Origin of the sequence: Cellulomonas persica, from assembly GCF_007989825.1 — a bacterium.
GTDB lineage: Bacteria > Actinomycetota > Actinomycetes > Actinomycetales > Cellulomonadaceae > Cellulomonas > Cellulomonas persica.
In genome coordinates, this window is the sequence record NZ_BJUA01000004.1 from 125,040 (window position 1) to 143,945 (window position 18,906).

Consider the following 18,906-nt stretch of genomic DNA (forward strand, 5'->3'; position numbering starts at 1 on the left):
CGGTGCTGATCTACCGCGCTCGGTGCAGAGCGACCGCGCTCGTCGCGGATCGACCGGCGCCGCGGGGCCCGTCTCCGCGACGCGCCCCTCGTCTCCGAGCGCGGTCGATCGGGCGCGAGCGCGGTGGTACCGAAGCCGCGCTGGGTGCTGATCTACCGCGCTCGGTGCGGAATCACCGCGCTCGGGCGTCGGCCTGGTGCGGGCGGCCGTGGGGGTGGCGCGGCTAGGGTCGGCGGCATGGCGACGGGTGTGCGGGTCGGGATCGTGCTGCTGCCGCAGGAGCGGTGGGCGACACAGCGGGCCAAGTGGCGGCAGGCCGAGGAGTGGGGCTTCGCGCACGCGTGGACCTATGACCACCTGGCGTGGCGCACGCTCGCCGACGAGCCCTGGTTCGCCACGGTCCCCCTTCTCGCGGCCGCCGCCGAGGCGACGACGAGCATCGAGCTCGGCACGTTCGTCGCGTCGCCGAACTTCCGTCACCCCGTTCCGTTCGCCAAGGACGTCATGGGTCTCGACGACATCTCGGGCGGTCGCTTCCTGCTCGGCATCGGTGCCGGCGGCGAGGGGTTCGACGCGTCCGTGACCGGCCCCGCCCCCTCCCGCGGCGAGCGGACCCGGAGGTTCGAGGAGTTCGTCGGACTGCTCGACACGCTGCTCACCCAGCCGGTGACCGAGCACGCGGGCGAGTTCTACACCGCGCATGACGCGCGCATGGTGCCCGGCACCATCGCACGCCCGCGCACGCCGTTCGTCGTCGCCGCCGCAGGCCCGCGGACCATGCGGCTCGCGGCGCGGTACGGGCAGGGCTGGGTGACGTACGGCGCGTCCTATGCGACGGAGGACCTCGACGACGAGCCGACGAAGGCGCAGGAGCGCTGGTGGGCGGCGCTCGCGGAGCAGGTCGCGGCGTTCGACGAGATCGAGCGTGAGCACCGGCCCGGCGGCCAGCCGCTGCGGCGCTACCTGAGCCTGGACGGCGCGCCGGTCTACTCGCTCACGTCGCCGGACCTGGCGGTCGAGGGCGTCGAGCGGGCCGAGGCGCTGGGCTTCACCGACGTCGTCATCCACTGGCCGCGCCGCGAGGGCATCTACGCGGGCACCGAGAAGTCCCTCGAGACCTTCGCGGCCCACCTCTCTCACTGACCCCGCGCCGCACCCTGGCCGGCGCCGACGCCAAGCACGCCCGAACAGCCACGAGCGCCCACGCCCTCCGGCGCCCGGTAGTCCGGCGGAGCCCCCGGGCAGACCGCCGCGAGCGCGAAACCGCTGGCGAGCGCGGTAGATCGGCCGCGAGCGCGGTAGATCGGCCACGAGCGCGTGGCTGCTGCGCCCGCGCTGGAACTCGATCTACCGCGCTCGTTGGCAGGCGCGCCACCAGGCAGCTTCTGCGGGCCTGCGCGCGCCCATCTCTGCTCGTGACCAGCGCGCCCGTCCCCAGGCCCGCCTCGAGGTGCGAGCGCGGTAGATCTGTCGCGAGCGCGGTTGGTCGGTCGCGAGCGCGTCTCGGCAGCGCCCGCGCTCGAACCCGATCTACCGCGCTCGCGTGGCAGGTGCGCGACGGCGAGCGGTGCGCCCGCCGAGGCTCGGCCCGGTGGCGAGCGCGGTAGATCTGTCGCGAGCGCGGTTGGTCGGTCGCGAGCGCGTCTCGGCAGCGCCCGCGCTCGAACCCGATCTACCGCGCTCGCGCTGCGGGTGCGCGGCACTGAGCTGCCGCTCGGCGTGCGGATCCTCGCTCTGCCTGACCAGCGCGATCGGACCCGGGCTCGCCGGCGGCGAGTGCGGCGGATCGGTCGCGAGCGCTGTAGATCCGTCGCGAGCGCGGCTCGGTAGCGCCCGCGCTCGGACTCGTTCTGCCGCGCTCGCGGATGTGGAACGAGGGTGGGTGGGTGCGGGAGTGTGGCGCTCGCGTCGGGTGGGCGGTGGAGGTGGTGGGGGCGGCGGTGCTGGTCAGTGGGTGGTGCGGGCCTCCCAGGCGGTGCGGACCATGTCCTGGATGGTGTGCGTCATGCGCCAGCCCAGGTCGCGCGCGGCGAGCTCGCCGGAGGCGACGATCCGCGCGGGGTCGCCCGGGCGCCGCGCGGTGATCTCGGGCGTGAAGTCGATGCCTGTGACCTCCGCGACCGCCGTCATGATCTCGCGCACCGACAGCCCCTCGCCCGAGCCGAGGTTGTAGACGGGCTCGAGCGTGCCGCCCTCGGCGAGCGTGCGGGCCGCCGCGACGTGGGCGTCTGCGAGGTCGGCGACGTGGATGTAGTCGCGCACGCACGTGCCGTCGGGCGTGGGGTAGTCGTCGCCCCGGATGACCGGGGTCCTGCCGGCGATCAGGGCCTCGAAGACCAGCGGGAACAGGTTGTGCGGGCTCGTGTCGTAGACGTCGGGGGTGCCGGAGCCGACGACGTTGAAGTACCGAAGGCTGGTGTGCTTGAGGCCCAGCGCACGCCCTTGGTCGCGCAGCAGCCACTCGCCGACGAGCTTGGACTCGCCGTACGGGGACTCAGGCAGGGTGGGCGTCTGCTCGGTGACCAGCTCGGTGTCCGGGGTGCCGAAGACCGCGGCCGACGAGGAGTACACGATTTTGTCGACGCCCTGCTCGGCCATGGTCTCGAGCAGCGTGAGGGTGCCCGCGACGTTCTGCCGGTAGGTGTGCAGGGGACGTTCGACGGAGACGCCCGCGTACTTGAACCCGGCGAGGTGCACGACCCCCTCGATGCCGTGCCGGGCGAGCGTGTCGGCGACGACGTCGGCGTCGTCGACCGAGCCGCGCACGAACGGCACGCCCTGCGGGACGAACTCCTCGTGCCCGCTGGACAGGTCGTCGAGGACGACGGGCTCCAGACCCACCTGCGTGAACGCGCGCACCACGTGCGCTCCGATGTACCCCGCCCCGCCCGTCACCAGCCATGTCATGACCGCGAGAGTAGCGCGCGAAGGGCACCACAGGTAGCGCATTCGAGCATGATCGAACACGAACACACGCAAACGCACGCGCTTCGCCGATGCCAATGCGGTCACGGCGGCCCGGGCGCGTGTTGGAATCTGAGCGATGAACCGTCGCCTGACGCACGTGAGCAGGCGTGTGAGCGGCGCCCGCCTGCGCCCCACGACAGCGGCTGTGGGTGGAGACGTCCGTCCGGCGTGACGCTTCTCAGGTGCGGGCCGCGCCGTGCGGCCGGCTTGACGCACCTCAGCGGGCGGCCGAGCGCCTGAACGGGGCACGCGGGCGGCCTCGCGCAGGCCGCAGGCGTCGGATCGAGGTGGGTGAGGGTGTGGGTGGTTCGGGGCATGATCGGCGGATGGTCCGCGCACGCCCTCAGCCCGTGCTCGTCGTCGACACCGCGCAGCGCCGTGCGCGGCTCGCGCGCCGGCACGGCCTCGTCGAGCCGCTCCCGGACGTGCAGGCGGCTGTGCGCGCCATGGTCGCGCTGCACGGGACGGATGCGTCCGGCCCGTACGTCGCGACCTGGGCGCGCGTGCCGGGGTTCGTCCCGGCGGACCTGGACGACGAGCTCTTCGGCCGGCGCTCGCACGTGCGGCAGCTCGCGATGCGCCGCACGCTGTGGGTCGCGGGGACGGATCTGCTGCCCGCGATCGTGGCCTCGCCCGGCGCGCGGGTCGCGGGCGTGGAGCGCCGCAGGCTCGTCAAGGAGCTCGACCTCGACGGCCGGTTCGGGGACGCGGACGCGTGGGTCGACGACGTGGCGGCGCAGGTCGTCGCGCTGCTCGCGGACGGGCGCTGCCGGACCGCGACCGAGCTGCGTGCGGAGCTGCCCGAGGCCGGCGGCACGTTCACGGCCGCGCCGGGCTCGAAGTGGGCGACCGTCATCCCGGTGATGCCCCGGATCCTGACGTACCTCGGGGCGGCGGGCGTGGTCGTGCGCGGCGAGAACCGCGGGGGCTGGACCGCGTCGCGCCCCACCTGGACGCTCATGGAGACGTGGCTGGGCAGTGCGCTCGAGCCGGTGGAGGAGTCCGCGGCGCACGACGAGCTCGTGGCACGGTGGCTGCGCGCGTTCGGGCCGGGGACCGAGCGGGACGTGCAGTGGTGGCTCGGCTCGACGCTCACCGCGGTACGACGGTCGCTGGCCACGCTCGGCGCGGTGCCGGTCGCTCTCGAGGGCACCGAGAGCGTCGGGTGGCTCCTGCCCGACGACCTCGAGCCCGTCGAGCCGGTCGGGCCGTGGGTCGCGCTCCTGCCCGGACTCGACCCGACGACGATGGGCTGGGCCGAGCGCGACTGGTACCTCGGGCCGCATGCGCGCCAGGTCGTGGACTCGGTGGGCAACGCGGGACCGACCATCTGGGTCGACGGCCGGGTCGTCGGCGCGTGGGCCGCGACGACCGGCACCGTCGAGCTCGCGCTCCTCGAGGACGTCGGCGGCGCGGCCAGGGCAGCGATCGACGACGAGGTCGAGCGCCTGACGCAGTGGCTCGCGGGCGCCAGGGTCGCGCCCTCGTTCCCGTCGCCGATGTTCGGCGGGCGGCGCCACAAGGAGGCGGTCGACGCATGAGGCGGGCCGGTCACGCGAGCACGTGCGACGCGCGGGCGAAGGCATGAGCGGGGACGGCGGGCGCGTGCTCGAGCTGACGCGCCAGGACGCGCGTCGGCTCGCGGTCCGGGCGCAGGTGCTCACCGCGCAGCGCCCGGACGGCGTCATGGACGCGGTCGAGCGCCTGACGTTCCTGCAGCACGACCCGATCGCCGCGGTCGCGCCGAGCGCCGACCTCGTGCTGTTCAGCCGTCTCGGGTCCGCGTACGACCCGCGCGAGCTCGAGGACCTCGTCGCGCAGCAGCGGATCGTCGAGGTGCAGGGGCGGCTGATGCCCGCGCACGACGTCCGGCTGCTGACGGCCGAGATGGCCGCGTGGCCCGGAGGCCCGGACGCCCCCGCGTGGCAGCAGGCGAACGCCCGGTGGCTCGACGACAACCGCGGCTGCCGCGACGACATCCTCGAGCTGCTGCGCTCCGACGGCCCGCTGACCGCCGCGGAGCTGCCGGACACGTGCGTGCGGCCGTGGCGCTCGTCGGGCTGGAACAACCGCAAGAACGTGACGATGCTGCTGGGTCTCCTCGTCGAGGCGGGCGAGGTCGCGGCGGCGGGGCGGCGGGGCCGCGAGAAGCTGTGGGACCTCGCCGAGCGCGTCTACCCGCCCGACGAGCCGGTCCCGCTCGACGAGGCGCGACGCATCCGCGACGCACGACGGCTCCGGTCGCTCGGGATCCTGCGGGAGAAGGCGCAGGCGACGAGGGTCGAGCCGCTGCACGCGGGAGGCGCGGGTGTGGTCGCGCGGGTCGAGGGCGTGCGGGGCACGTGGCGTGTCGACCCGGAGCTGCTCGACGCGACGTCCGAGCCGCGCACCGCGCTCGTCGCACCGCTCGACCGGTTGCTGTTCGACCGCAAGCGCGTCGCGGAGCTGTTCGAGTTCGACTACGTCCTCGAGATGTACAAGCCCGCCGCGCAGCGCCGGTGGGGCTACTACGCGCTGCCGGTCCTGCACGGTGACCGGCTGGTCGGCAAGCTCGACGCGACGGCCGACCGGCGCGCGGGCCGGCTGCTGGTGCACGCGGTGCACGAGGACGGCGACTGGACGCCCGACGTGCGGGCGGCCGTCGACGCCGAGATCGCCGACCTCGCCGCCTGGCTCGAGCTCGACCTCGTCCGCGAGACCGCGGACCGGTGACTCCCCGGCCGTGGCGGGGCGAGCACGCCCGGCCGGCGACGCGCTGACTTCCGACGGCTGACGGCATGACCGCCGAGCAGCCGCGCTGCTCGGGTCGCCGCCTCCTGGTGACCCGGGCACGCTGGTGCTCGGGCAGGCGGAAGGCGACGAAACGCTCAAGTCACTGGGCTGTGTGCCGAACCAGTACCTGACACCCCTGGGCAAGGAGCACCACCATGCGTATCCGCACGCACGCGTCGCGCCGACTCGGCGCGCTGGCCGTCGCTCTCGCCGTCGGGGCCACAGCGGTCGTCGGGGTCGCGCCCGCGTCGGCGACGACCGAGCCGCCGCCCTCGTCGACCGCGGACGCCGTCGTCGGCGGGCAGAGCGCCAGGAGCGTCGCCGACGACGCCGCGATGAAGGTCCCCGACGACGTCACGCGCCGCCGGACGGCGAGCGGGCGCGTGCTGATCCTCCCGCTGACGGACGAGTCGTACGCGCTGACCTCGGGCTGGGGCCCGCGGTGCATCCCGGTGCGGGGAGGGTCGACGTTCCACCTGGGCCTCGACATGGCCACGCCCGACGGCAGGCCGGTCTACGCCGTGGCGTCCGGGGTGGTGACGCACGTCGTCGCGCCGAAGAACGGCAACGCGGGTTACGTGACGATCCACTCGGTGATCGAGGGCACGCCGACCTGGATCGCGTACGTGCACCCGTGGAACCCGGGCAAGTACGTGCGCGTGGGCCAGAAGATCAAGGTCGGCCAGCGCATCGCGGACGTGGGGGCGTCAGGCCCGGCGACCGCCCCGCACCTGCACCTCGAGGTGTGGGAGAACGCCTTCTACGGCTCGGGCACGTCGGTCGACCCGGCGACGTGGCTGGCGAGCTACCGCCTCCCGGTCGTGCAGCGTGCCACGGCGGACCGCCGGTCGCCCGCACCGACGAAGTGCACGTACTACTCGACGACGAACCTCAACCTGCGCACGGGGCCGTCGACGAGCTACCGCGTCCTGGCGACGCTCGCGCCCAACACGAAGCTGACGAACAAGCCGGGCACCAAGACCAACGGGTTCATCCCGGTGTGGGCCGTGGTGAACGGCACGAAGACGCGCGGCTGGGTGCACACGGACTACATCTCGCAGAGCCGGACGTACCACCTCGCGTACGCGGTGACGGTGCGGACGAGGCCGAGCGCGAAGGCGTCCGCGATGTTCGTCGCGAAGGCGGGGACGCAGGTGTCGCCGAAGGAGCTGTCGGGCGGGTGGCGCAAGGTCGCGATCAGCGGCACGGTCGGGTGGGTGCCGAAGGAGTCGGTCGCTCCGGGTCTCAGCTGACAGGTCTGGAGCTGACGGGTCTCAGCTGACGCGCGGGTGAAGCTGGGGCCTGGCTGAACTCGGACCAGCGTCCAGCTCGGGTGAATCAGGAAACGGACGTATCAGACATCGGGGCGCGGCTCTCCTCGTCCGCCGAAAGCTACCGACCGGTAGCGACCCGGTACGTCTCCCGCGCCTCGACGGCGCCGTCCGGGCTCCCCCCACTCGGCCCCCGGGCCGCGACACGAAGGGCAGCTCCATGCCTGCGCTCTCCCAGAAGTTCCGTCCGGCTTCCCGCACGACGAGGTACGCGACGCCGACGAAGCCCGCAGCCGACCCGGCCGCGGACGCGCTCGTCCCCGCCAACACGTGGACCCCGACGACGACCGCACCGTCGAGCAGTACGCCCACCGCCGGCAGCGACGCGGCCACGACCGCACCGGCGCAGACGCTGATGCGGCGCTCGCGGGCGCTCGTCGAGCGCGGGGTCGACACGCTCGCAGAGATCCTCGCGAGGTACTCGATCACCGCGCTGCGGGTCGCGCTCGGGCTCGTCTTCCTCGGGTTCGGCGTGCTCAAGTTCTTCCCCGGCGTGAGCCCGGCGGAGGACCTGGCGCAGCGCACGATCGGCGAGCTCACGCTGCACCTCGTCGGCCCGAGCGCGGCGCTGCTCATGACCGCGGTCATCGAGACGGTCATCGGCCTGACGCTGCTCACCGGCCGGTTCCTGCGCGCCGGTCTCGTCCTGCTGGCCGTCGCGCTCGTCGGGATCATGTCCCCGCTCGTGCTGTTCTTCGACGAGCTGTTCCCCGCGGGCGGTCCGACGCTCACCGCGCAGTACGTCCTCAAGGACCTGATCCTCGCGGCGGCGGGTGCCGTCGTCGGGGCGTGGGCGCTGGGCGCCCGGCTGCGCCGCGACGCGTGAGCCGTCCGGCCTGACCTGCGCGGGCCGACGCGAGCCGGCGTGGGTCAGCCGGTCCGGCTCGGCGCGCCTGAACCGCAGACGCCCGACGGGGGGTGCGGTCGCCGTCACGAACGGCCACCGCACCCTCGTCGGGCACCCTCGTCGGAGGTCCTCGTCAGGCGGGTGAGCCGTCGAGCCGGCGCACGACGCGCGCGGGGTTGCCGGCAGCGACGACGTCCGGCGGGACGTCCTTGGTCACGACCGACCCCGCACCGATCACCGACCGAGCCCCGATCGTGACGCCCGGGCACACGACGACGCTGCCACCGAGCCACACGCCGTCCTCGATCGTGATCGGCGACACCCGCTCCCAGCCCTGCGGCCGCAGCTCGGGATCGAGCACGTGCGTCGGGGTGTACAGCCGCACGCTCGGGCCGATGAGCACGTCCGCGCCGATGCGGATCTCGCCGCCGCCGAGCGTGAGGAAGTCCGCGTTGATGAAGGTGCGGTCGCCCACGTGCAGACGGTGCCCGTAGTCCAGGTAGAACGGCGGCCGGAAGTCCACGCCGTCGCCGACGGTGCCGAGCAGCTCGCGGAAGAGCGCGGCGGCGGCGTCGCGGTCGTCGTCGTACAGCGCGGTGATCCGGCGGCACGTCCGCTGCGTGGCGGTCGTCAGGTCCGCGAGCTCGGGTCCGAACCGGTAGCGGTACCAGTCGCCCGCGACCATCTTGTCGTACTCGCTGCGTGCGTCCGCGAGGGCCGCGGCGAGGTCGAGGTGCACGGGTGGTCGTCCTTCTCGTCGTCCGGGGTCTGTCCTGCGCAGTTTCGCAGCCTCGGACGGGCGACCGGCACGACGAAGGCCCCGGTGCGTCGAGCGTTCGTCGTACCGGGGCCTTCGTGGGTGCGTCAGCGGACCTTGGCGGCGACGATCGACCCGTCACCGAACACGTTCGTCGACACGTAGAGCGTGCCGTGCGCCCACTCGATGCCCGCGGGCTGCGTGAAGGCGCCCAGCACGCGGACCTTGTGGTGCGCCGTCACGACGGACACCTGGTTCCCGACGAGCTCGGCGACGTACGCGTTGCCCTTCGGGTCGAGCGCGACACCCGTCGCCCCGGCGAACCCGGTGGCGAGCGTGCGGATCTTCCCGGTGCGCGGGTCGATCTTGTGCAGCGCGCCGTTGGCGCCCAGGCTGCCGTCCTCGGGGCCGCCGGGCAGCGTGGTGACGTACAGCGCGCCGTGCCGGCCGACCTCGACGTCGGTGGGGACGGGCTCGAACGCGTACGTCTCGCCGACGACGCAGTCGGGCAGCCCGAACAGCGCGGCGGCCTCGGCGGTCACCGTGACCTCGACGGGAGGCAGGACCGCGACGGTGCGGACCGTGCCGCGACGGTCGACGGACAGGATCGCGTTGGCGCCGGCGTCCGCGACGTACGTGACGCCGTGCACGGTGACCGAGCCGTAGGCGTGCGAGTCGACCGCGCCGGGGTAGGGCGCGAACTCCGGCGGGAGCGTCGCGGCGCACCCGGCGGGCAGGTCCGTGAAGCCGTACGTGTTGACCTGGTCGGGGTTCGCCGCCCGCTCGTACGCGAGCAGGTCCGCGACCTGGCGGATCGTGCCCCTCGGCGAGCGCTGCAGGAGCAGCGACGACGACACGCTCATCTCGTCGCCGACGCGCGTCGCGAACGTCGTCGTGCCGCCGTGCACCGACACGGCCGCGACGTCGGTGCCCTCGTCACCCTGGTACCAGCTGACGGGGGCGCCGCCGCGGGGGATCGAGGTGAGCTGGGCCGCGAAGGCCTGTCCGACGACGAGCGACCCGCGTGGGCCCACGTCGAACGTGAGCGGCCCGGCGAGGTGCTCGGCGACCGTCGTGGTGCCGCGCAGCACGGGGACCTTGCCCGGGTGGTGGTGACCCGGGTGCCACGACCGGTGCAGTGCGCGGATCGACGACCCGTGCCCCCACGTGTCGGAGCCGTGGGCCGAGGCGGGGACCGCGCCGGCGACCGCCAGGCCGAGGGACAGTGCCGCTACTCCCGTGAACGTCTTCCATCTCGTCATCGAGACCTCCCAGTACCCGTCCGGCATCGTGTGTCGGGCGCGTGAACGGACAAACGGGACGTTCGACCGTCCGCCTGTCGGGCGGGAGTGTCAAGGGTGGCGGGACCCTTGCGCTCCCGCGGAGGCGCGACGGAAGCGGGTCGTCGGCTCGCCGTCGACCGTGCGGGGGCCCGGGCCGTCGGGCGTGAACCCGAGCCGGCGGAGCAGCCGCACGGAGGCGTCGTTGCCGTCGACGACGACCGCGACGACCGCCGTGACACCGAGCTCGGTCGTGGCTGCGTCGAGCAGCGCGCTCACCGCTTCCGACGCCAGGCCCCGCCCCTGGCGGTCGGTCCGCAGCACGTAGCCGACCTCGGCGTCCTCGTCGTGCTTGAGCAGCACCTCGCCGATCACCGTGCCCGTGGCCGACTCCTCGACCGCCAGGATGATCCACTCGCCCGGCCCCGCGGTGGTGCGGTCGAGCTTGGCGGCGAGCGCCGCGCGCGTCTGCTCGGGCGTCCGCACGGGCCACGGGATGTACCGCGTCACCTGCGGGTCGCCGTGGAAGACGACGAGGTCGTCGAGGTCGTCGTCCCGGTGCCCCCGCAGGGTCAGGCGCGGGGTCGTGACGGGCAGGCGCAGCTCCCACACGGTCATCCGGGCACCGTACCGACCGCCACGATCGAGTGACCGTCAAGCGCTCACAACCGCACCTGGACAGCCGATCAGCAGGCCGACACCCCTGTGCGCAAAGGAGCAGCTCAGTGAGCAGCGAAACCCCGGTCGTGGCCAGCACGTCTCGTCGCCGCAAGTGGCGGAGCTGGACGATCGGACGACGACTCGCGGTCGGGTACTCGGTGATCCTCGTCCTGATGGCCGCGGTCGGCGTCGTGTCCTTCACCAACACGCAGGCCCTCGTGGAGAACAGCGACGAGGTCGACCACACGTACGTGGTCCTGGGCGAGACCGAGGCGTTGCTCGCCGAGCTCACGGAGGGAGAAGCCGGCCAGCGCGGGTTCCTCCTGACCGGTGTGGACGCGTACCTCGCCCCGTACAACGCGGCGAGGAGCCAGGTGAAGCAGCGCGTCGAGAACCTCAAGGAGCTCACGGCCGACAACCCCGAGCAGCAGGAACGGCTGACCGAGCTCGAGCCGTTGGTGGCCTCGAAGTTCGCGGAGATGCAGCAGGCCATCGACACCTACAAGTCCAAGGGTTTCGAGGCCGCACAGACGCTCATGCGGACCGCGCAGGGGACGCTCGTCATGGACGAGATCAACCGGATCGTCGACGAGATGGAGGGCGCCGAGCGCGCGCTGCTCGACGAGCGCGACACGAGGGCGACCGCGACCGCCAACACGACCAAGGCTGCGGTGCTCATCGGCACCGGGCTGGCCGCCGTCGTCGTCGTGCTGCTCGGTGCGCTCCTGACGCGCAGCATCGCGCGCCCGATCAACCTGCTGACCGGCCGGCTGCGGGAGATCGCCGACGGGGACGGCGACCTCACGCAGCGGATCGAGAACACCCGCCACGACGAGGTCGGTGACCTCGCGGAGGTGTTCAACCGGTTCGTCGACAACATCGCGACGCTCGTGCGCCAGATCGGGGAGACTGCGGCGACCTCGTCGGCCGCCGCCCAGGAGCTCTCGGTGATCGCCGCGGACATGACCGAGCAGTCCAGCGAGGCCGCGCACCAGGCGACCGTCGCCGCAGCCGCAGCCGAGCAGATCTCGTCGAACGTGCAGACCGTGGCCGCCGCCGGCGAGCAGATGGGTGCGTCCATCCAGGCGATCGCCCGCAGCGCCACGGAAGCGAGCGACGCGGGGCGCACGGCCGTGACCAGCACCGATCAGGCGAACGAGTCGATCAGCCGCCTCGGGGAGTCGTCCGCCGCGATCGGCGGCGTCGTCACGCTCATCAACACGATCGCGCAGCAGACCAACCTGCTCGCGCTCAACGCGACGATCGAGGCCGCGCGTGCGGGCGAGGCCGGCAAGGGCTTCGCGGTGGTCGCCGGCGAGGTCAAGGAGCTCGCGCAGCAGACCGCCCAGGCCACCGAGGAGATCACGTCCCGGATCGCGCAGATCCAGTCCGACGTCGAGCTGGCCGTCTCCGCGATCACGACGACGACCGAGGTGATCGCGCAGGTCAACGACCACCAGGGCAGCATCGCCGGAGCCGTCGAGGAGCAGAGCGCGACGACGAGCGCGATGGCCGCGGGCGTCGCCGAGGCGGCCGTCGGAGCGACCAACATCGCGGACAACGTCCGCTCGATCGCCGAGTCCGCGAAGTCCACGGTCGGCAACATCGACCAGGTCCGCTCGTCCGCCGACGAGCTAGCCCGCAACTCCCAGCACCTCGACGAGCTCGTCGGCCGCTTCAAGGCCTGACGGCGCGGGCCTGCGGCCCGGTGACCTGGTCCGCCCACCAGATCACCGGGCCGTCGGGGTACTGCGGCGGTCGGTCGCGCGGATGCGATGTCGCACGGCCGATCGGCTGAACCTCCGCGAAGCGGTCGGTTGCGCGGTGCGGGCGGCACTACGGTGACGGCACCGCCCAGAGGGGGACACGTGCGCACGTCCGGCCGTACCACTGCTCGTCTGACTGCTGCGTCGGCGGCGCTCGTCGCGCTGGTCCTGACGCAGACCCCCGGCGCGGCCACAGCCGCGTCGAGTCCCGAGCCGGAACGGCGCAGGATCGGCTCGTCCGTCCTCCTGGCCACCGCCGAGCCGCGCAAGCACGCGAAGCCGACGAAGCGCGCCGCCGTGACGGTGTCCGACTTCGACGGTGACGGCGTCGACGACCTGGCGGTGGCGGGCAGCGGTCCCGGCTGGACGCACGACGGGCACGTCGTCGACGGGGCGGTCGCCGTCCGGTACTCCTCGCTGCAGCGGCGCGACGTCTTCGCCGGGATCACCGAGGCGACCCGCAGCGGCTGTGCCGGGAGCTTCGCGTCCGCCCTCGCCACGGGGGACTTCGACCGCGACGGCTACGACGACCTCGCGGTCGGGAGCACGTGCGAGAGTCCCGACGGGAGCTACGCGAAGAGGAACTCCGGCGCCGTCTTCGTCTTCCCCGGATCACGCACCGGGCTGACGCTCACGACGGCACGACGGCTGAGCCGGTCGACTGCCGGGGTGCCCGGCAGGGCGACCCCGGGCGAGCGGTTCGGTGAGGTGCTCGCGGCCGGGGACCTCGACGGCGACGGGTACGACGACCTCGCGGTCGGGATGCCCCGCGCGACGGTCGGGTCGGCGAAGCGTGCAGGGAAGGTCGCGGTCCTGTTCGGCGGGCGATCCGGGTTGTCGGGCGAGGGTGCGCAGGCGTTCGACCGCAGCACCGCCGGCGTGCCGGGCAAGGCCCGAGGTGAGGACCGGCTCGGCACGAGCCTGAGCATCGGGCGGGTCACGTCCGACGGGTACCGCGACCTCGTGGTCGGGGCGCCCGGGCACTCGTGGGCGTACGGCAGGGAGGGTGCCGTGCTGCTGGTGCCCGGGAGCGCGCGCGGCCTGGCGGTCGCGTCGACGCGCATGGCTGGCAGCACGCGGGTCGGTCAGGCGCTGAGCGCCGACGCGCGCGCCCCGCACCTGGAGCAGCTCGGCGCGGCGGTCCTGGCCGCAGACGTCGACGGCGACGGTGTCGACGAGGTGCTGGTCGGCGCTCCCGATTCGTGGGTCGACCGGGTGCCTCGCGCGCGGTCGAGCGAGCAGAGCGGGGTGGTCGTCGTGCTCGACGTCCCAGGCTCGACGTTCGCGTTCGACGACGTCACGTGGGTGGACCTCGCGTCCGCAGACGTGCCCGGGCATCCCGAGTACGGCGACGCCTTCGGGGCGTCGCTCGCGGCCACGGACCTCGACGACGACGGACGTCTCGATGTGGCGATCGGTGCACCAGGGCGGGCCGTCGCAGGACAGGTCAGGGCGGGCGCCGTGTACGTGCTCAAGGGGTCGCGGTCCGGGCTCACGGGATTCGGCTCGGTCGCGCTCACGCAGCTGAGCCCAGGCGTCGACGGCTACCCGGGTGGGGGGGACCGGTTCGGCGGTGCCGTCGCCTTCCTCGACGTGGACGGGGCCGAGCGGCGCGACCTCGTCGTGGGAGCCGATCACGACCACGCGCAAGGCGACCGTCCGGGCAACCGGTCCGGGAGCGTCACGATCTTTCGCACGGTGTCCGGCGTGCTGAAGCCCGGGTCGTCCTGGGGTGGCGTGGATGCGGGCGTCAACGTGCCGGACCGGTGGATGTCGAGGTTCGGGGGCAGGATCGGCCACCACGGCTGACGTCGCGGCGGGTCAGCCGCGGGGGCGGGTGATCGCGTCGCGCAGGACCGGGCCGAGGGACTCGGCGTAGGTGTCCGTGAGGTGCATGCGGTCGGCACGCACGGGTGCCGTGCCCGCGAACGGCGGGCAGATCCCGGCCGCCGTGCAGAACCACGAGTCGGCGTCGACCCACAGCGCGTCCGGGTCGTCGAGCGCCGCGACCGCGCGGCGGGTCGCCTCGTTGATGCCGTCGTGCACGGGCTCGACGCGCACGTTGCAGTCCGTGGGGGCGTTGAGCGTCGTCGCGCAGTCGGCGAGCGGCTGGCCGCGCGGGGGTGCGCTCAGGACGACGACCTCGGCGCCCGTCTCGGTGAGCTCCTCGAGCGAGGCGACCCAGCCCTCGGTGAGGATCGCCAGGCGCTCGGCGTCGTCGTCGCCTGCCGCCATCCGGTCGGTCGTGTCGTCGGACTCGCTCGCGAGCACCAGGTCGACGGGTTCGTCGTGCAGGATCTCGAACGTCGTGTCGCGGAACCCGGGGCAGCGCTCGTACGCGGAGCCGTCGCCGTTGCGGACCGGGACGTCGGCGACAGGGCACTGCCCGGCGGTCATGATCCGCACCGTCCAGCCGTCGCCGAGCGCGCGCCGGATCGCGGGCGCGTAGCTGATCGCGATCGAGTCGCCCAGGATCGCGGCCGTGCGGGGGCCGTCGCCGTACGTGCAGTGCTCGGCGAGCTCGTCGACGGTGGCCATCCGCAGGCAGCCGTCCTCGACCCACTCGTCGGCGCGGTCGTCCTTGTCGAGCTCGTCGGGCGCCGGCGTGAGCGACGGCCAGCGTGAGGCACGCGCCGCGGACTCGAGCCGGGCGCTGAGCGCGGCTGCCGCGGACACGGGCGTCGGGCCGTCCGTCGCGGGCGGCTGCTGCGCCTCGTCGTCGCCGGACGCGGTCGACGTGACCACCCCGCCGACGACGAGCGCCGCCACGACGACCCCGGCGGCCGGCCCCGCGACCCGCAGCGTCGGGAGGCCCGCGCGCCACCAGGACCGCCACTGGTCCGCGCGCGGGACCGCCGGGTCGCGCGGCAGGAGCAGCGGGGACTGCAGCACGGGCTTCTCGACGAGGTGGTAGCTCAGCACGGACGCCACCGCGATCGCGGCGAGCACGCCCAGGGACCAACCGGGTCCGCGGGCCGTCCACACCGCGCCGCCGAGCACCAGGACCGGGAAGTGCCACAGGTACATCGAGTACGAGATCGTCCCGATGTACACGGCCGGTCGCGTGCGCAGGACGCGTGCGCCGTCGCCCCCGACTCCGGCGGCGATGAGGGCGGCGGCTGCGAGCACGGGCAGCACCGCGCCCGGCACCGGGAAACGGGTCTCGGGCCGGATGACGACGAGCGAGGCGACGAGCCCGAGCAGCCCGAGCCACGTGAGCGTGGTGCGGGTCCGGACGCCGAGCCGCGCGAGCCGGTACAGGCCGGCGGCGAGCGCCGCGCCCACGCCGAGCTCCCACACGCGCGTCCACGTCGAGAAGTACGCCGACGTCGGGTTGTCGGCCGTCGCCCACCAGCCCCACGCGAGCGAGGCCACGCACACGACGACGAGCAGCACCCCGGCCACGCGCCGGGCCGACGACCCTCGTCGCCTGCGCGCGAGCCAGACCAGCACGGCGAGCATCAGCCACGGCCAGACGAAGTAGAACTGCTCCTCGACCGACAGCGACCAGAAGTGCTGGACCGGGGAGACGGCCCGGCCGGCCTGGAAGTAGTCGGTGCCCTGCGCGGCGAAGTGCCAGTTGGACAGGAACACGGCGGCCCACGTCGAGTCGCCCGTGACGGCGTCGGCCCGCCCCGCGAAGAACAGCACCCGGGCGGCGACGACGGTCGCGACCAGCACGACGAGCGAGGCCGGCAGGATCCGGCGCGCGCGTCGCACGTAGAAGCGGCGGGGCGAGATGGTCCCCGTCCGCTCGTACTCGCGCAGCAGCAGCCCGGTGATGAGGAACCCGGAGATCACGAAGAAGACGTCGACCCCGACGAACCCACCGCCCGGCCAGCCCAGGACGTGGTCCGCGACGACGGCCAGCACCGCGAACGCCCGCAGCCCTTGGATGTCGGGGCGGAAGCGGTCGACGTCGGCACGCGCACGCACCGGCGTGTCCGTGGCGACGTCCGTCGCGGGGTGCCCGAGTGGCACGCGTGCTCCTCCGGGTGGAATGACCGGATGATGATGGTCCTGCCGTGGTCCACCTTCCCACTGCGCGCCCGCCGTCGAGGCCTCTTCCGTCCCCTCTGGCGTGCCACGATGGGGACATGTCGAACGACTCGCCGGGCCCCGGCGCCCCCGCGACGGTCACGCCGTCGGTCCTGTTCGTGTGCGTCCACAACGCCGGCCGTTCCCAGATGGCGGCCGGGTGGCTGCGCGCGCTGTCCGGTGGTGCGGTCGAGGTCCGCTCCGCAGGGTCGATGCCCGCCGAGCAGATCAACCCGGTCGCTGTGGAGGCGATGCTCGAGACGGGCATCGACATCCGCGCCGAGCGCCCCAAGGTCCTCACCGCCGACGCCGTGCAGGCCTCGGACGTCGTGGTCACGATGGGCTGCGGCGACGCGTGCCCGATCTTCCCCGGCAAGCGCTACGAGGACTGGGCGCTGGCCGATCCCGCCGGTCAGGGTCTCGAGGCGGTGCGGCCCATCCGCGACGAGATCCGCCGCCGGGTGCAGGTGCTGCTCGCCGAGCTCGGCGTCGCCCCCGTCGACGTCTGACCGGCGAGCGAGGGCCGCTGGGCGCGGTCCTCGCTCGCCGTGCGATCAGGCCGGGCAGCAGGCCGGGGCTGCCGTCGCGGTCATGCCGGCGAACCGTGCGCGTACGCGCTGCGCGAGCCCGACGAGGCGGCGGCGGGCGCGCACCACGCAGCCGGGGCACTCCTGGGCCGCGAGCCGCAGCTCGAGCTCGCGCGCGAGCTCACGGTCGCGCTGCTGCTGGACGACGACGTACAGGTCGGGGTGCATCAGGACTCCTCGGGCTCGGGCTTGCGGGCGCGGACGATCGCGCCGTGCATGCCGTCGGCGACGGCGTGCGTGAACTGGACCTCGGCGTCGACGAAGCCCGCCGCGGCGAGCCCGTCGAGGTACTCCGCGCGGGACAGCGCTCCGGCGATGCACCCGACGTAGGAGCCGCGCTCGGCGCGCTGCTCGGGCGTCAGGTGGTCCTCGGCGACGACGTCGGAGATGCCGAACCGGCCGCCGGGGACGAGCACCCGGAACGCCTCGGCGAGGACCGCCGGCTTGTCGGGGGAGAGGTTGACGACGCAGTTGGAGATGACGACGTCGACCGAGGCGTCGTCGAGCGGCAGGTCCTCGATCGTGCCCTTGCGGAACTCGGCGTTCGTCGCCCCGGCCTTGGCGGCGTTGGCGCGCGCGAGGTCGAGCATCTCGTCGGTCATGTCGACGCCGTACGCGAACCCGGTGGGGCCGACGCGACGCGCGGACAGGAGCACGTCGATGCCGCCGCCCGAGCCGAGGTCGAGCACGCGCTCACCCTCACGCAGCTCGGCCACCATGAGCGGGTTGCCGCAGCCCAGCGAGGCTGCCAGCGCCTCGGCGGGGACGGCTGCGGCGTCCTGCTCGTCGTACAGGCTCGCGCCGAACCGCTCGTCGACGACGACGTCGGACGGGCCGCAGCCTCCGCCGCAACACCCGGCGTCGCCGCTGCCCTGCACGGCGGCGAGTGCGTAACGGGCTCGGACCTGCTCGCGGATGTCCTGCGTCATGGCTCCTCCAGATATTGACGGGTGTCGATGGACCAGAGCCTGGACCTAGATATCGACATCTGTCAATACCTCGTGGCATCCTGCCGTCATGGCACTGGACCTCCTGCCGGTCGTCGCCTCGTCGGCCGCCTGCTGCACGCCCGTCACGGGCGCGCCCATGAGCGCCGAGGACGCCGAGCGCACCGCGCGCACCTTGAAGGCGCTCGCCGACCCGGCGCGGCTGCGGCTGCTGTCGATCCTCGCGTCGCACGAGGGCGGCGAGGCATGCGTGTGCGACCTGACGGACCCCGTCGGGCTCTCGCAGCCGACGGTGTCGCACCACCTCAAGGTGCTCGCGGAGGCCGGTTTCGTCACGCGTGACAAGCGCGGCGTGTGGGCGTACTTCACGCTCGTCCCGGGTGCGGCCGACGAGCTCGCGGGTCACCTCGCGCAGCACCTGACGCCCGGGGCGTCCGCATGACGGTCCAGGGGACGGACGTGCGCCTCGCGCCGATGACCGCGGCGCACGCGGACGCGGTCCTCGCGATCTACTCCGCCGGCATCGCGACGGGCACGGCGACGTTCACGGCGCAGGCGCCGAGCTGGGAGGACTTCGACCGGGACCACCTGGCCGACCACCGGCTCGTCGCGCTCGACGAGCACGACCGCGTCCTCGGGTGGGCGGCGGCGTCGCCCGTGTCCGGGCGCTGCGTGTACGCCGGCGTGATCGAGGCGTCGGTCTACGTCGGCGACGACGCGCGTGGCCGAGGCGTGGGCCGCGCGCTGCTCGACGGCCTGCTCGTCTCGGCGCGTGAGGGCGGGGTGTGGACGGTGCAGTCCGGGGTGTTCCCGCAGAACTCCGCGAGCCTCGCGCTGCACGCGGCGGTCGGCTTCCGCGTCGTCGGCACGCGCGAGCGGCTCGGCCTCATGACCCACGGTCCGCTCGCGGGGACGTGGCTCGACGTCGTGCTCCTCGAGAAGCGCCTGTAGCCG

17 protein-coding genes are annotated in these 18,906 nt (G+C 73.7%); 10 read left to right on the plus strand and 7 right to left on the minus strand.

The features are described 5' to 3' along the window. Window positions 1-237 precede the first annotated feature (237 nt). Complete coding sequence (locus tag CPE01_RS05370; protein ID WP_146805617.1) at window positions 238-1,143, plus strand: LLM class flavin-dependent oxidoreductase; 906 nt, start codon at window positions 238-240, stop codon at window positions 1,141-1,143. Window positions 1,144-1,947: 804 nt separating this feature from the next. Here CPE01_RS05370 and galE read toward each other — a convergent pair. Beyond that, window positions 1,948-2,907, minus strand: a complete 960-nt coding sequence (galE, locus tag CPE01_RS05375) for a UDP-glucose 4-epimerase GalE (protein ID WP_146805618.1) — start codon at window positions 2,905-2,907, stop codon at window positions 1,948-1,950. A gap of 386 nt (window positions 2,908-3,293) precedes the next feature. Between galE and CPE01_RS05380 the strand changes: the two genes are divergently transcribed. The 4 genes from CPE01_RS05380 (at window position 3,294) to CPE01_RS05395 (ending at window position 7,896) form a co-directional block, all read left to right on the plus strand. Continuing rightward, the gene (locus CPE01_RS05380) at window positions 3,294-4,508 is read left to right on the plus strand and encodes a winged helix DNA-binding domain-containing protein (protein ID WP_146805619.1); all 1,215 of its coding nucleotides are present in this window, start codon (window positions 3,294-3,296) and stop codon (window positions 4,506-4,508) included. A 43-nt stretch (window positions 4,509-4,551) separates the two neighbouring features. After that, complete coding sequence (locus tag CPE01_RS05385; protein ID WP_146805620.1) at window positions 4,552-5,679, plus strand: DNA glycosylase AlkZ-like family protein; 1,128 nt, start codon at window positions 4,552-4,554, stop codon at window positions 5,677-5,679. 215 nt (window positions 5,680-5,894) lie between these two features. Next, entirely contained in the window at window positions 5,895-6,992 is a 1,098-nt protein-coding gene (locus tag CPE01_RS05390) for a peptidoglycan DD-metalloendopeptidase family protein (RefSeq protein WP_146805621.1), read from the plus strand. A gap of 238 nt (window positions 6,993-7,230) precedes the next feature. Next, the gene (locus CPE01_RS05395) at window positions 7,231-7,896 is read left to right on the plus strand and encodes a DoxX family protein (RefSeq protein ID WP_246783760.1); all 666 of its coding nucleotides are present in this window, start codon (window positions 7,231-7,233) and stop codon (window positions 7,894-7,896) included. A 154-nt stretch (window positions 7,897-8,050) separates the two neighbouring features. Here CPE01_RS05395 and CPE01_RS05400 read toward each other — a convergent pair whose 3' ends face one another. The 3 genes from CPE01_RS05400 to CPE01_RS05410 all read right to left on the minus strand — a co-directional run bounded on the left by CPE01_RS05400 (window position 8,051) and on the right by CPE01_RS05410 (window position 10,572). Next, window positions 8,051-8,656 carry a sugar O-acetyltransferase gene (locus tag CPE01_RS05400; RefSeq protein ID WP_146805622.1) on the minus strand — a complete coding sequence of 202 codons (606 nt, stop codon included), beginning with the start codon at window positions 8,654-8,656 and terminating at the stop codon, window positions 8,051-8,053. A 125-nt stretch (window positions 8,657-8,781) separates the two neighbouring features. After that, window positions 8,782-9,936 (minus strand): ScyD/ScyE family protein, encoded by a 1,155-nt coding sequence (locus CPE01_RS05405; protein ID WP_146805623.1) that lies wholly within the window; start codon window positions 9,934-9,936, stop codon window positions 8,782-8,784. A 90-nt stretch (window positions 9,937-10,026) separates the two neighbouring features. Next, complete coding sequence (locus tag CPE01_RS05410; RefSeq protein ID WP_146805624.1) at window positions 10,027-10,572, minus strand: GNAT family N-acetyltransferase; 546 nt, start codon at window positions 10,570-10,572, stop codon at window positions 10,027-10,029. 107 nt (window positions 10,573-10,679) lie between these two features. On the opposite strand from CPE01_RS05410, the gene CPE01_RS05415 reads away from it, so the two are divergent. Next, entirely contained in the window at window positions 10,680-12,302 is a 1,623-nt protein-coding gene (locus CPE01_RS05415; RefSeq protein WP_146805625.1) for a methyl-accepting chemotaxis protein, read from the plus strand. 180 nt (window positions 12,303-12,482) lie between these two features. Next, entirely contained in the window at window positions 12,483-14,189 is a 1,707-nt protein-coding gene (locus tag CPE01_RS05420; protein WP_186811415.1) for an FG-GAP-like repeat-containing protein, read from the plus strand. 12 nt (window positions 14,190-14,201) lie between these two features. On the opposite strand, the gene CPE01_RS05425 is transcribed toward CPE01_RS05420, so the two are convergent. Continuing rightward, window positions 14,202-16,361, minus strand: coding sequence for an acyltransferase family protein (locus CPE01_RS05425; RefSeq protein ID WP_186811416.1), 2,160 nt, complete (start codon window positions 16,359-16,361; stop codon window positions 14,202-14,204). 116 nt (window positions 16,362-16,477) lie between these two features. Here CPE01_RS05425 and CPE01_RS05430 point away from each other — a divergent pair, with 116 nt between their 5' ends. Beyond that, window positions 16,478-16,927, plus strand: a complete 450-nt coding sequence (locus tag CPE01_RS05430) for an arsenate reductase ArsC (RefSeq protein ID WP_146805628.1) — start codon at window positions 16,478-16,480, stop codon at window positions 16,925-16,927. 45 nt (window positions 16,928-16,972) lie between these two features. Here CPE01_RS05430 and CPE01_RS05435 read toward each other — a convergent pair whose 3' ends face one another. Further along, window positions 16,973-17,173 carry a hypothetical protein gene (locus CPE01_RS05435; RefSeq protein WP_146805629.1) on the minus strand — a complete coding sequence of 67 codons (201 nt, stop codon included), beginning with the start codon at window positions 17,171-17,173 and terminating at the stop codon, window positions 16,973-16,975. Next, window positions 17,173-17,934: an arsenite methyltransferase gene (gene arsM, locus CPE01_RS05440; protein ID WP_146805630.1), complete on the minus strand. Its 762-nt coding sequence runs from the start codon at window positions 17,932-17,934 to the stop codon at window positions 17,173-17,175. The genes CPE01_RS05435 and arsM overlap by 1 nt, the downstream gene beginning before the upstream one ends. 88 nt (window positions 17,935-18,022) lie before the next feature. On the opposite strand from arsM, the gene CPE01_RS05445 reads away from it, so the two are divergent. Continuing rightward, window positions 18,023-18,394: an ArsR/SmtB family transcription factor gene (locus tag CPE01_RS05445; protein WP_146805631.1), complete on the plus strand. Its 372-nt coding sequence runs from the start codon at window positions 18,023-18,025 to the stop codon at window positions 18,392-18,394. Continuing rightward, the gene (locus CPE01_RS05450) at window positions 18,391-18,903 is read left to right on the plus strand and encodes a GNAT family N-acetyltransferase (RefSeq protein ID WP_222592870.1); all 513 of its coding nucleotides are present in this window, start codon (window positions 18,391-18,393) and stop codon (window positions 18,901-18,903) included. Before CPE01_RS05445 ends, CPE01_RS05450 begins: the two co-directional genes overlap by 4 nt. Window positions 18,904-18,906: the final 3 nt, after the last annotated feature.